Annotated in this window: 12 protein-coding genes; all 12 read left to right on the top strand. The window is 42.0% G+C overall.

The features are described 5' to 3' along the window. Nucleotides 1–2: 2 nt before the first annotated feature. Entirely contained in the window at nucleotides 3–1,289 is a 1,287-nt protein-coding gene (gene fliY, locus G622_RS0106065) for a flagellar motor switch phosphatase FliY (protein ID WP_026509958.1), read from the top strand. A gap of 18 nt (nucleotides 1,290–1,307) precedes the next feature. Beyond that, nucleotides 1,308–1,655: a flagellar biosynthetic protein FliO gene (locus G622_RS0106060; protein ID WP_044957230.1), complete on the top strand. Its 348-nt coding sequence runs from the start codon at nucleotides 1,308–1,310 to the stop codon at nucleotides 1,653–1,655. A 46-nt stretch (nucleotides 1,656–1,701) separates the two neighbouring features. Continuing rightward, nucleotides 1,702–2,634, top strand: a complete 933-nt coding sequence (gene fliP, locus G622_RS0106055) for a flagellar type III secretion system pore protein FliP (RefSeq protein WP_044912626.1) — start codon at nucleotides 1,702–1,704, stop codon at nucleotides 2,632–2,634. Nucleotides 2,635–2,651: 17 nt separating this feature from the next. Next, a complete protein-coding gene (gene fliQ, locus G622_RS0106050) occupies nucleotides 2,652–2,921 on the top strand; it encodes a flagellar biosynthesis protein FliQ (RefSeq protein WP_026509955.1) in 270 nt (89 codons plus the stop codon). Between the two features lie 15 nt (nucleotides 2,922–2,936). Beyond that, complete coding sequence (locus G622_RS0106045; protein ID WP_026509954.1) at nucleotides 2,937–3,716, top strand: flagellar biosynthetic protein FliR; 780 nt, start codon at nucleotides 2,937–2,939, stop codon at nucleotides 3,714–3,716. Continuing rightward, nucleotides 3,703–4,851, top strand: a complete 1,149-nt coding sequence (flhB, locus tag G622_RS0106040; RefSeq protein ID WP_044957228.1) for a flagellar biosynthesis protein FlhB — start codon at nucleotides 3,703–3,705, stop codon at nucleotides 4,849–4,851. The genes G622_RS0106045 and flhB overlap by 14 nt, the downstream gene beginning before the upstream one ends. A 179-nt stretch (nucleotides 4,852–5,030) precedes the next feature. Beyond that, the gene (gene flhA / locus G622_RS0106035; protein ID WP_330363571.1) at nucleotides 5,031–7,085 is read left to right on the top strand and encodes a flagellar biosynthesis protein FlhA; all 2,055 of its coding nucleotides are present in this window, start codon (nucleotides 5,031–5,033) and stop codon (nucleotides 7,083–7,085) included. A gap of 1 nt (nucleotide 7,086) precedes the next feature. Beyond that, a complete protein-coding gene (gene flhF / locus G622_RS0106030; protein WP_026509951.1) occupies nucleotides 7,087–8,394 on the top strand; it encodes a flagellar biosynthesis protein FlhF in 1,308 nt (435 codons plus the stop codon). Nucleotides 8,395–8,441: 47 nt separating this feature from the next. Then, nucleotides 8,442–9,362 carry a MinD/ParA family protein gene (locus tag G622_RS21865; protein WP_044912628.1) on the top strand — a complete coding sequence of 307 codons (921 nt, stop codon included), beginning with the start codon at nucleotides 8,442–8,444 and terminating at the stop codon, nucleotides 9,360–9,362. Nucleotides 9,363–9,385: 23 nt separating this feature from the next. Then, on the top strand, nucleotides 9,386–10,108 hold the full coding sequence (locus tag G622_RS0106020) for a flagellar brake protein (RefSeq protein WP_026509950.1): 723 nt from the start codon (nucleotides 9,386–9,388) through the stop codon (nucleotides 10,106–10,108). Continuing rightward, nucleotides 10,109–11,182: a protein-glutamate methylesterase/protein-glutamine glutaminase gene (locus tag G622_RS0106015; protein ID WP_026509949.1), complete on the top strand. Its 1,074-nt coding sequence runs from the start codon at nucleotides 10,109–10,111 to the stop codon at nucleotides 11,180–11,182. A gap of 181 nt (nucleotides 11,183–11,363) precedes the next feature. After that, nucleotides 11,364–13,523 (top strand): chemotaxis protein CheA, encoded by a 2,160-nt coding sequence (locus tag G622_RS0106010; RefSeq protein ID WP_026509948.1) that lies wholly within the window; start codon nucleotides 11,364–11,366, stop codon nucleotides 13,521–13,523. The last annotated feature ends 25 nt before the right edge of the window (nucleotides 13,524–13,548 follow it).

Genomic DNA, 13,548 nt, shown 5'->3' with positions numbered 1-13,548 from the left:
GCATGGATGGAATGCTTTCACAGGAAGAAATAAATGCACTGCTCGCCGGTATGGATACGTCAGGAGGTGGCGATGCCGGTGGCTCTGATGCAGCTGCTGCAGATGCTCCGGCGGGGGACGCCCCTTCAGGCGGCGGTGGCGGCTTTGTAGCCGGAGAGATAGATGAGAGTCTTCTGAATGATGATGAGAAGGATGCAATTGGAGAGGTCGCCAATATAAGTATGGGCTCTTCTGCAACTACATTGTATTCCCTTGTTAATCAGAAGGTTAATATCACTACGCCTCAGGTTGAGCTTGCAAACTGGAATACGGTTCTTAATAATTACGAAAAGCCCTGTGTATTTATTCAGATTAAGTACACGGTAGGTCTTGAGGGAACCAATATCCTTATTCTTAAGGAAAGAGACGTTATGGTCATCACTGACCTTATGATGGGTGGTGATGGAACTAATACAGATGGTGAAGTAGGAGAGCTGCAGTTATCTGCTATTTCTGAAGCAATGAACCAGATGATGGGTGCGGCTGCAACATCGCTTTCAACCATGATTGGTCAGAAGGTAGATATCAGTCCGCCGGAGGCAACACTTCTGGATATGATTGATGATGATCCCAGTGAGATATCAGAATTCCTGACAGGGACATTCTGCCGTGTTACCTTCAAGCTTCAGATTGGTGAGCTGGTGGATTCAACATTGATGCAGCTGTATCCTATCGACTTTGCTAAGAGTCTAAAGGATACCATCAGTACTGAATCAGCAGAGGATACTGCTTCTGCGGCTGTTCCACCGCCGTCACCTGCGCCTGCACCTGCTCCTGATATGGGAATGCCGACACCGGATCCTTCAGCTATGCAGGGTGGAATGGCAGGAATGGCAGGAATGCCGGGCATGGATCCTTCCATGATGCAGGGCATGCAGCCTCAGATGGGTATGCCTGGTATGGGAATGCCAATGATGCCTATGGGTATGCCGATGATGCAGCCTCAGATGATGGGTGCAAATGTGCAGCCTGCGCAGTTCCAGAGCTTTGCTCAGGGTAATCCTATGATGGCTGCAGGGGAGAACATTGGACTGATCAAAGATGTTCCTCTTGAAGTAACGGTTGAACTTGGAAGAACTGCCAAGGCTATATCGGACATTCTTGATTTTGCTCCGGGTACAATCATTGAGCTTGAAAAAGTAGCCGGTGAACCTGTAGATGTGCTAGTTAATGGTAAATTTGTAGCAAAGGGAGAAGTAGTGGTAATTGAAGAAAGCTTCGGTGTCCGTGTTACAGAAATTATCCAGTAATATTGGAAGGACTAAATAATGAATGTATCATCGGTATCGCAGCTTATTACTGTGCTTATACTATTTTTCCTGGTTTTGGCTGCGACCTATTATGTGACAAAATGGATTGCCAGATACCAGAAGCAGACGAATTTTACTGCAAATATGGAGATCATGGAGACCTGTAGATTGTCTTCTTCCAAATATATGCAGATAGTAAGGGTTTCAAAAAAGTATCTGGTGATCGCAGTTTGCAAGGATACAGTAACTGTTCTCACGGAACTTTCTGAGGACGAGTATGATCCGCCGGATTTTAAGGCTAATGATCCGGTAGATTTTAGTAAGGAATTTGAAAAGGTTTTAGAGCGGTTTAAAAGCAAAAAGTAAAATGCAAATGGTTTTGACTTTTGATTTGTTCTAAGAAAATTTAGGTATGAAAAAAATTAGGGGAGTAATTGATTTAAGGCTGTTATTAAAGAGAGGCATTTCATTGTTATGCCTTTCTTTTGTAATGGCTTTTTGTATTTTTAATAGTGGTTCGGTTGATGTACATGCTACAACATCTTATGTTGATGATACTCACAACACAGATCCTACGGTTGACAGGGATACACATCTTACCGGAACCGATGGAGAGAGAACCAATATCACAGCGCCCGGTTCATCTAAGGATGCTGATGATCTCCAGGAACTTAATATAGCTAATACCGTTACGGTTACATATAACAATGGTAATGGTGAGCTTAATGGAGCGCTGAGAATTCTCATCACTCTGACACTTATAGGTTTGGCGCCGATTCTTTTGATAATGATGACTTCTTTTACAAGAATCATCATTGTCCTGCATTTTACAAGAGCAGCCATAGCTACACAGACATCACCTCCAAACCAGGTACTGCTTGGTCTTGCGCTGTTTCTGACTTTCTTTATCATGCAGCCGACTTTGAATGAGATCAATGAAACGGCTATACAGCCTTTTGATAAGGGAGAGATTTCGCAGCAGGAGTTCTTTGATACAGCCATGATCCCTATAAGAGATTTCATGTATGGTCAGACCCAGACCAAGGATGTCAGACTTTTTATGGAGATTGATAATATTGAGTGGGACGGGGAGCTTGATAGTATTCCCAATGCAGTTCTTGTTCCAAGCTTTCTTATAAGTGAGCTCAGAACGGCGTTTATTATCGGATTTTTGATTTATATTCCGTTTATTGTTATTGATATGGTGGTTTCTTCAGTACTTATGAGTATGGGTATGATGATGCTTCCGCCTACCACAATTTCAATGCCCTTTAAGATTCTTTTGTTTGTTCTTGCTGATGGTTGGAATCTTATTATCGGAAGCCTTGTTAAGACGTTCTATTAAAAAGAAGGGAGTTCTTTATGACAGTAGATGACGTGACTGCCATTATGGCAAGTGGTTTGTTTATGGTAATCAAGATTGCTGTTCCTGTACTTTTGGTATCTCTGGTAGTGGGACTTTCTGTGTCCATATTTCAGACAGTAACATCAATTCAGGATCAGACACTTACATTCGTTCCTAAGATTATACTGACATTTGTGGCTCTGATGGTTCTGGGAAACTGGATGCTGACAGAATTATCCGGGTATGTTGTGAAAATGTGGTCGGATTTTTCTTTATATATACATTAGCGAGGGAATGAAGCTTTGATAGACTATACCTTTACCTATGGTGATTTGGAGATATTTCTGCTCATACTGGTAAGGGTGACAATGTTTGTTTATATTGCGCCTTTTTTCAGCATGAGTAATACGCCTCATCCCGTCAGAATAGGTTTTTCATTTCTATTATCGGTGCTTTTGTATGGATTGGTACCTGTGAATACGCTTGATTACAACACTATCTGGGGATTTACACTAATTGTACTGAAAGAATTTTTTACAGGTCTGCTGATAGGTTTTGCAGCACAGATATGTACATTGATATCCAATCTGGCAGGACAGATATCTGACATGCAGATAGGCTTGTCCATGGTTCAGGTTATGAGCCCCGGATCCAGGGAGAATGTAGCGGTATCTGCGGCACTTTATCAATATGCATTTATTGGAATGATGCTTGTAAGCGGATTGTACAGATATTTTATATCTGCACTGGTAGACTCGTTCAGACTTATTCCTGTCAACGGAGCAATATTTAATTCGGACAAGCTTTTAAATTCAATGCTTAAATTTGTCAGTGCTTATATGATCATTGGATTTAGAATATGTCTTCCGATTTTTATCGTTACTTTTGTAATGAATGTCATTTTAGGTATTCTTGCAAGAGTAGCACCTCAGATGAACATGTTCGCGGTAGGCGTTCAGCTTAAGATGATAGTTGGACTGTCTATGATGTATATAACAAGTATACTTCTATATAATGCATCGGATTTTATTTTTTCCAATATGCGGCAGCTTATGACGGAGTTTATAAATGATCTTATGTGAGAATCAGGAAAAACTGAATATTGGACTCATGATTTCCTATGATCTGCAGTTTTTTGCTGATGGTCCCGGTGGAGAAAAAACCGAGCAGCCCACGGCTAAGAAGCTTCAGGATGCCAGACAGGAAGGACAGGTGGCAAAGAGCCAGGAGATAGGTCATGCCGCCGGACTTATGGCGCTTTTTATCATGATCAGGGTCCTGTATCCGTATATGGGGACCAATTTTTCCAATACCTTCAGATATGTATATACGCAGATACCGGATATTATTGTGATGCATAATGGCAATATGCCGTTTACTAATCTCAGGGTTATACTTACCCAGACGCTTTTGAGAATTCTTCTAACTGCAATTCCGTTTCTTGCGGTGGCTCTTATCATTGCATTTATCTGCAATGTAGTACAGGTAGGATGGAAGATCACCACAAAGCCATTACGTCCAAAGCTCAGTAAGCTTAATCCGATAAAAGGCTTTAAAAAGATTTTCTCAACAAGAAAAATCTTTGATCTGGTTAAAGCAATTGCCAAGATAGCTGTCATTGGTGTAGTTGTATATACATATTTTCTTAGTTATACAGCTTCAATATTTACTCTGTATGACATGCCTTTAAGACAGGGAATCGGTCTTATGGGTAATACCATAGTAGAGGTTGGCATCAGAATTGCTGCGGTATACGTTGTCATTGCTGCGATAGATTATGTATATCAGAAGCGCAAGTTCAGAAAAGATATGATGATGACCAAACAGGAAGTAAAGGATGAGTATAAGAATACTGAAGGAGATCCTCAGATCAAGGGACAGCAGCGCCGCCGAATGATGCAGGCATCCCAGAGACGTATGATGCAGGAACTTCCCAAAGCAGATGTAGTCATCACGAACCCTACTCACTATGCGGTAGCAATATCCTATGATGCTGAAAAATATGATGCTCCCAGGGTTATAGCAAAGGGAGAGGGATATCTTGCCCAGAGGATCAAGGATATAGCCAAAGAAAACAATATAGAGATAGTAGAGAATAAACCTCTTGCCCGTATGCTTTATGCAAATGTTGATGTAGGTGAATTTGTTCCACCGGAGCTCTATCAGGCAGTTGCCGAAGTGCTGGCATTTGTATATCATCTCCAGGGTAAGGTGTGACCAGGTAAGCTGCTGCTCAAACAGCTCAGCACACCTGTTGAGATGAGCTTGAAAATATGTAAAGCTTTTAGCTTCACATTAACTTCATTCTTGTGCCTAATTTTATACTTGAATACAATATATAGTGTGCGATATACTAATTATGTATAAGTATAAATAATTGGGGAAGGGGGATGAATATGCTTGAAATTATCAGAAAGCGTGCATTTGATTATGGTGTGGCGCTGTATTTTGTTGCTGCAATCATCATGTTCATTGTGCCGATTCCCACATGGCTTATGGACTTTTTGCTTGCTTTTGATATGTCGCTGTCCTTTGTTATTTTGTTTACGGCGATGTTTTCAAAGGAAGTACTGGATATGTCATTCTTCCCGACAATCCTTTTGTTCACCACAATTTTCCGTATTGCACTGAATATATCGTCCACGAGACTAATCCTTACAGGCGGTGACGCAGGTAAGGTTATTGAGGTTTTCGGTTCATTCGTTGGTGCCGGAGATCTTATTATTGGTGCGATTGTTTATATTATTTTGATCCTTGTACAGTTTATGGTTATAAATAAAGGTTCTGAGCGTGTTGCTGAAGTATCAGCACGTTTTACATTGGATGCTATGCCCGGTAAACAGATGGCTATCGATGCAGATTTGAATACCGGAGCAATCACTGATCAGGAGGCCAAGGAGAGGCGTGAGAAGATTCAGAATGAAGCAAGCTTTTTCGGAGCCATGGATGGTGCTACTAAGTATGTAAAAGGAGATTCTACTGCCGGTCTTATTATTACTGCGGTAAATATTGTCGGTGGTATTCTCATGGGCGTTTTGAGGCAGGGAATGCCGATAACAGAAGCCCTTGATAAGTATTCTATTTTAACAATGGGTGACGGCCTTGTTAGTGCCATACCTTCACTTCTGGTATCTCTGAGCACAGGTATTCTTGTTACTAAGGGATCCAAGGAAGCGGATTTTGGTCCTGCACTTATTGGACAGCTATTTTCTGCTTCGAAGACTTTGTACCTTGTTGGCGGACTTATTGCAACACTGGGTCTTCTTACTCCGCTTCCCAATATTCTCTATCTGCCCCTTGGTGCAGTTATCGCAGGCCTTGGATTTTTCATGGACAGACACGAGAAGATTGCGGCTACAGAGGAAGAAGTCATGGCTGAGGAAGAGCAACAGGCTGAGGAGATAAGGCAGCCTGAGAACGTCACAAGCCTTCTTCAGGTGGATCCGATAGAGCTGGAATTTGGTTATGGTATTATTCCTCTGGCTGATGTCAATCAGGGCGGTGACCTTCTTGACCGAGTTGTAATGATCCGTAGACAGATTGCTCTTGAGCTCGGTACTGTTGTGCCGATCATTCGCCTGCGCGATAACATTCAGCTTAATCCGAATCAGTACATTATTAAGATAAAAGGTATTCAGGTAAGTGACGGAGAAATTCTGTTTGACCATTACATGGCAATGAATCCCGGTAATGTAGAGGAAGAGATAACTGGTATTCCTACCTTTGAACCATCTTTCCATCTGCCTGCAACCTGGATCACGGAGAGCCAGAGAGAGCGTGCCGAATCTCTTGGTTATACGGTAGTAGATCCGCCTTCAATCATTGCAACACATCTTACTGAGGTTATCAGAAATCATATCGCAGAGCTTCTCACAAGACAGGATGTTCAGAATCTTGTCAATAATCTGCAGGAGAGCAATCCTGCTCTGGTGGAAGAGCTTACGCCTAAGCTGATGAGTCTTGGTGAGATTGAAAAGGTATTGCAGAATCTTTTGGCAGAGGGAATCTCCATACGAGATCTGGTAACTATATTTGAGACTTTGGCTGATTATGCACCCTCAACCCATGACAGTGATATTCTTACGGAATATGTAAGACAGAGTTTGAGGAGAGCTATATCAAATAAATATTTTTATCCCGGTGAGACTACAAGTGTCATTACCCTTGATCCCAAGATAGAGCAGGAGATAATGCAATCGGTTAAACAGACAGAGACCGGAGCTTATCTGACACTTGATCCCACGAGGACAAAGGCAATCCTTAAATCTGTAGGAGAACAGTCCAAGAAGCTTGAGGATGCCGGAATGATACCGATAATAATGACTTCGCCAATAGTGCGAATGTATTTTAAGAAAATGACAGAGGATTATTACAAGGATTTGATCGTACTTTCATACAACGAAGTTGAACCTAATGTAGAAATGCAATCTGTAGGAATGGTAACGGCATAATATGATTATAAAAAAATATACCGGAAAAACTGAATCAGAGGCTACAGAAATCGCAAAGAAGGAGCTGGGAGAAAATATTGTCATCATGAATGTCAGGCCCATGAAGAAAAGTGGACTTTTCGCTATTTTTTCTCCGCCCAAGATTGAAGTAACAGTAGCTCTTGAAGATGAGCCTTCAAAAGTGATGAGAGCAGTTAAGCCTGCAAAAGAGCAGAATAAAGCCGTAAGGCCGCAAAAGCCCCAGTCAATGGCGGACAAACTGCTAAAAGCCCAGGAACAGGGAGAGATTCCTCCGTTAAAAGTAACTCAGGTAGCGACTCCTGAGCCTGCAATTGCTCCGCCCAACGTAAGAGAGTTCTCTCATGCGCAGGATGAGAGCAGCGCTATAGAGGAAAAGCTTGACAGTCTTCACAATCTTTTAGAGAAAAATCTTAAGAATGAGAAGGAAGAACCCAGAGTAGAAGCACTTGATGAAGATATAGATGATGTGCGGACTGAGAATACTGTTTCCGAAGAAACGCTTTCTTTTGTGAGAGTTCTGTATAATACCCTCATTGAAAATGAGGTTGATGAAATTTATGCAAACCAGCTTACCGATGAAGTTGAAAAGGTCAGCAAACCCAATATTCCTATGGAATATGTGCTGGCAAATGTTTATCAGAAGATGGTTCTTAAGTTTGGACCTGCTGACAAGATAAAAGACAGTCAGGACGGCGCTATAGCAGAAATATTCATCGGCCCTACAGGCGTAGGTAAGACAACAACCATTGCCAAGCTCGCTTCAGAGCTATGCATTGCCAAAAAGAAAAAAGTGGCACTTCTTACGGTTGACACCTATAGAATTGCTGCTGCTGAGCAGCTTCGCACATATGCTACCATTATGGATATTCCGTTCAGGGTAATTTACTCCATAGAAGAGATGAAGCAGGCTGCAGAAGATTTTAAGGACTATGATTACATAATGGTAGATACTGCAGGCCACAGTCTTCACAATGAAGAACAGAAGGAGACAATGATAGGTTTTATCCACGCTCTGGAGGAGTGTGTTGAAACCGAAAATTATCTGGTACTAAGTGCTACCACCAAATACAGAGACTTGATAGAGATAGCAGATGGCTATTCGGAACTTGTTAAGTACAAGCTTATATTCACTAAGATGGATGAGACCAGGTCTGCAGGTAATCTCTACAATATTCATATGCACACCGGAGCTCCCATGTCATATATTACAAACGGTCAAAATGTTCCGAGTGATATTGCTGTATTTGATGCACAAAAAAGTGTTAAGGGTCTTCTGGGTGGAAAATAGTAGAAGAATTTAGGATATTTTGATAGAATAGAGACAGGATTATTTTTATGGATCAGGCACAGCAGTTAAGAGAAATTATTAAAGCAGAAAATGCAACTCAGCGGCCTTTGGCAAGGATTATAACGGTTACAAGCGGTAAGGGAGGCGTTGGTAAATCCAACGTTTCAATCAATCTTGCAATACAGTTCAGAAGGATGGGGCAGAGAGTAATAATACTTGATGCGGATTTCGGACTGGCTAATATCGAGATCATGTTTGGAACTGTACCAAAGCACAACCTGAGTGATTTGATATACAAACACAAGAATATAAAAGATATTATTACATGGGGACCGGAAGGTGTTGGATTTATATCCGGCGGCTCCGGTATTTCCGGTATGTATAATCTGGAGAGAAAATATCTCGTTGATATTATTGTTAATCTGGCGGAGCTCGATGCCATAGCAGATACGATAATAATTGATACAGGCGCAGGAATTTCCAGTGCAGTTATGGAATTTCTGGTTGCCAGCGGAGAGATTATTCTTGTTACCACACCGGAACCTACTTCGATAACGGATTCCTACTCTCTGCTTAAGGCGTTAAACCAGCAGGACAGATTTTCAAGGGATAATACGATTATCAAGGTTGTTTCAAACAGAGTGGCAACCGGTGAGGAGGGACAACAGCTGTTTAATAAACTGAATGCTGTTGTAGCGAGATATTTAAAGCTCCCGCTTAAATATCTGGGCGCAATACCTCAGGATCAGATGCTGGCAAGAGGAGTAATGCAGCAATCGCCGGTATCAATTCAGTATCCTAATTCGAAATCCTCAAAGGCTTTTGAGCAGATTGCTGCGGAACTGGTGAATAAAAATGAGATTGAAAAATATAAGCCAAGAGGAATGGCTGCATTTTTCTCACATATAATAACAGGGCGTAAACTTAATTCTGAGAAGAACACCGGAGATAAGGCTTCCGGTCAATAATAAAAGGTAAGAGGGGTACCTACATGCTTGCGGACTATATTGCGCCAGGCAACAAAATTGAACTGAAGGCCATCGGGAAGGTCTGGATGGACGATGACAGCCGCACTAAAAAGATTCACCTGAGTAAGATTACGGATATTTTATCAGAGGATAGAATTGAAGTTCTTATGCCAATGGATAAGGGAAAACTGGTTTTATTGCCGGTTGATGGTGAATACAGCTTGTGCTTTTACAGCTCAAGAGGACTGTTTCAATGTTACGGAAGGATAATTGACCGATACCGAAGTAATAATGTATATATTTTGGTTCTTGACCTTCTAAGTAATCTACAGAGACTCCAGCGTAGAGAATATTACAGATTCAGCTGTGCTTTGGAGCTTCGGTCGCGTATTTTTACGGAGGAAGAAGTTGAAGCCATAAGGCGAAACTGGGGATTACTACTTGGAACCAACAAACCATTACAGCGAAGCGTTATAGTAGATATAAGCGGAGGCGGTTTGAGGTTTGTTGCTAATTTCCAATACGAAGAAGGTAGCACAATTTATTGTTCTTATCGATTACCCGGAAATATTAATAATATAGAGTACGAAATGGTGTGCACCGTACTCAGGGTACAGGAACTCGAAAACAGGCCAGGACTGTATGAGCACCGCATACAGTACACCTACATTGATGAGACTTCCAGAGAGGATATTATTCACTTTATCTTCGAAGAAGAACGAAAAATTAGAAAGAAGCAAAACTAAATGTCGAAAAAAATTTTATTAGTTGATGACTCTGCACTCATGAGAACCGTCCTTGGTGATATAGTTAATTCAGATTCTAGATTTCAGGTTGTAGATAAGGCTAAAGACGGGGTAGAAGCCCTTGGGTTACTTAAGACCAAAACATATGATGCTGTCATATTGGATGTAAATATGCCGCGTATGGATGGTATTACGTTACTCAAGGAGATTAACAAAAATAAAATCAGGGCTAAGGTTATGATGTGTAGTACAGACACCAAGGAAGGGGCAAAAGTAACATTGGATTCATTAGAACTGGGAGCACTTGATTTTATTCACAAACCGGATCGCGCCTCGGATTGTCGTGGCGACGATTTCACCAAGACGCTTACAAGGACACTCGCAGCAGTTTGCGAGTCCAGAGCGCCTGTCAGTGCGAAGGCTTTTTCAATCGATGAGATCAAGGCCTCTCGTAAGATGGTGGATATTGTCGCTAAGCATGCAGACAAGGTCACAGGTAATCGTATTGTGGCGATTGCCAGTTCTACGGGTGGCCCTCGTGCGCTTCAAGCGGTAATTCCGAAACTTCCCAAAAATCTGAAAACACCGGTTGTACTTGTGCAGCATATGCCGGAGGGCTTTACAGCTTCACTTGCAGAGAGATTGGATTCTCTTTCTGAGATCAAGGTTAAAGAGGCTGCTGAAGGAGATGTACTTCAGGCAGGAACCGTCTATATTGCAAAAGGCGGCAAGCATATGCACATTATTACATCAGCCGGAAAGCATACCATACACTACGTGGATGGCCCTACAAGAGAAGGCGTTAGACCTTGTGCAAACTTCATGTATGAGTCTTTGATGGATTCCGATTATGACTCTATATGCTGTGTTGTACTTACAGGTATGGGGGCAGATGGTACTGAGGGAATAAAAAATCTGAAATCAGCAAAGAAGGTTCATGTCATTGGTCAGGATGAAGCATCCTGCACAGTATATGGCATGCCTAAGGCAGTGGCAACAGCTGGTCTCGTTAATCAGGTAGTAACACTTGATGATGTAGCCCAGGAAATAATTTTGAACGTTGGCGTTAAGTAATCGTCTTGCGTTGTAATTGTTCCCTGTGTAATAGAACACTTTGGCTTGCAGAGTGTAGAAAGGATTACATTTGGCGGAACATTTATCGGGCATGACGCACTTCCTTGTGAAGCTGAGAGCAGAAGTATCCTGATTCCTTTATTTGACGCTTGCGTGACGTTTATATGGAGGTATAGGGATTATGGATGTTTCTCAGTATCTAGGCGTCTTTCTTGATGAAGCAAAGGAGCATCTCCAGACACTGAATGACAGTATCATGCAGTTGGAGCAGGATCCGGAGAACGAAGATTGTATTAATGAAATTTTCCGTTCTGCACATTCCATGAAGGGAATGGCAGGAACCATGGGCTATAAGAATATGCAGAATCTTACCCATGATATGGAAGATGTATTTTCAGACGTTCGTAATGGAACGCTTAAAATTGACTCTAGTATGATAGATACATTGTTCCAGTGTCTTGATGCAATTCAGGCATATGTGGACAATATCACGGAGTCTCAGGACGAAGGAACTGAGGAAAATGCTAACCTGATTAAAGCCTTGGCTGATATCAGAGCAGGCGGAACAGGCGGCGGAGCAGCTCCTGCTGCAGCACCCGCACCGGCAGCTGCTCCTGCACCGGAAGCAGCACCTGCACAGGCAGCTGCACCTGCAGCGTCAGCACCTCCTTCAGATGCCGATCCTACAAAGGATTACAGAGCTATAAAGATTGATCCTGATACCAAGGGCACCTTAGAGGATGCTAAGAGCCAGGGCAAGAAGCTTTATGGTCTCAATGTGAAAATTCAGGAGAGCTGCATCCTTAAGGCAGCAAGAGCATTCCTTGTATTTAAGGGTATTGAGGAAATTGGCGAACTTATTATTTCAGAGCCATCAACCCAGGATATTGAGGATGAGAAGTTTGAATTTAATTTTAGTCTAATTATTTCTACAGACGAAGAAGATAAAGATAAGATCAAAGATATTGTTAAGAGTGTTTCTGAAATCGAAGATTGTGAAATCGGAGATTATGATCCTAACGCAGCAGTAAGTGCTGAAGAAACAGCAGCACCTGCAGCAGCACCTGCAGCTGCACAGCCGGCTCAGGGAGCAGCGCCTGCAGCAGTACCTGCAGCACCTGCGGCTAAACCTGCTGAGAAGGCACCAGCAAAGGATGCAGGAGGTAAGAAACCTGTTGGTAAGCCTGTTGTTAATCGTACAGTTCGTGTTGATATTGATAAATTGGATGTCCTCATGAACCTGGTTAGTGAGCTGATTATAGCTAAAAACTCTTTGATTTCTGCAGCGAATTCTGCAGGTATAGTAAGTGGCAATGTAAACGAGCAGATTGAATATCTGGAAAGCGTTACTACCAATCTTCATGAATCTGTCATGAAAGTTCGAATGGTACCTATTGAAAGCGTACTCCAGAAATTCCCTCGTATGATAAGAGATCTTAATAAGCAGCTTGGTAAGAACATGGAGCTTACCATGACCGGTGAAGATACTGAAATGGATCGTACCGTTGTTGACGAGATCGGTGATCCTTTGATGCACCTTTTGCGTAACAGTGCTGACCACGGTATCGAATCTGCTGAGATTCGTGCAGAGAGAGGCAAGCCGGAAGAAGGACATATCTTCCTGCATGCTTTCCAGGATGGTAACAGTGTTGTTATTGAAGTCGGTGATGACGGTAATGGTATTGATGCTGAAATCGTAAAGAATAAAGCTATTGAAAAGGGAATTGTAACTCCTGAAGAAGCTGCAACTTTAACTGAGCAGCAGTGCATAGATTTCCTTTTCCATCCCGGATTTTCAACGGCTAAAAAGGTTACCGAAGTTTCAGGACGAGGAGTTGGTCTTGATGTAGTTAAATCAAAGATCGAATCTCTTTCTGGTGAGGTAAGTGTTAAGACTAAGCTTGGTGAAGGAAGTACATGGCAAATCAGACTACCTCTTACTTTGGCTATTATTCAGGCTCTGATGGTTGTAGTTGGTAATGAAAAATATGCTATTCCTCTTGATTCAATCCAGAGTATTGAGGATGTTGCACCGACAGATATTAAGACTGTTGAAAATAAAGAAGTTATCAATCTTCGTGGAAGCGTAACTCCTATCATTCGTGTAAGTGATGCACTTGATACCGAGACTACCAAGAATGAAGATGAAGATCTTGTTGTTGTAATCACAAGAAAAGGTGATCAGCAGTTCGGTCTTGTAATAGATGAACTGATGGGACAGCAGGAAATAGTAATCAAGCCTCTTGGCAGATACATGAATAAGTGCCGTATGATCAGCGGAGCTACGATACTTGGAGATGGTGAGATAGCACTCATTCTTGATACAAATCAGTTGGCATAAAAGTGAGATAGAAAATCTCTGATTT

The organism is Butyrivibrio sp. LC3010 (assembly GCF_000424385.1).
Lineage (GTDB): Bacteria > Bacillota > Clostridia > Lachnospirales > Lachnospiraceae > Butyrivibrio.
The sequence above is the reverse complement of the archived record's forward strand: the minus strand, read 5'-3'. Positions and strand labels throughout refer to the sequence as shown.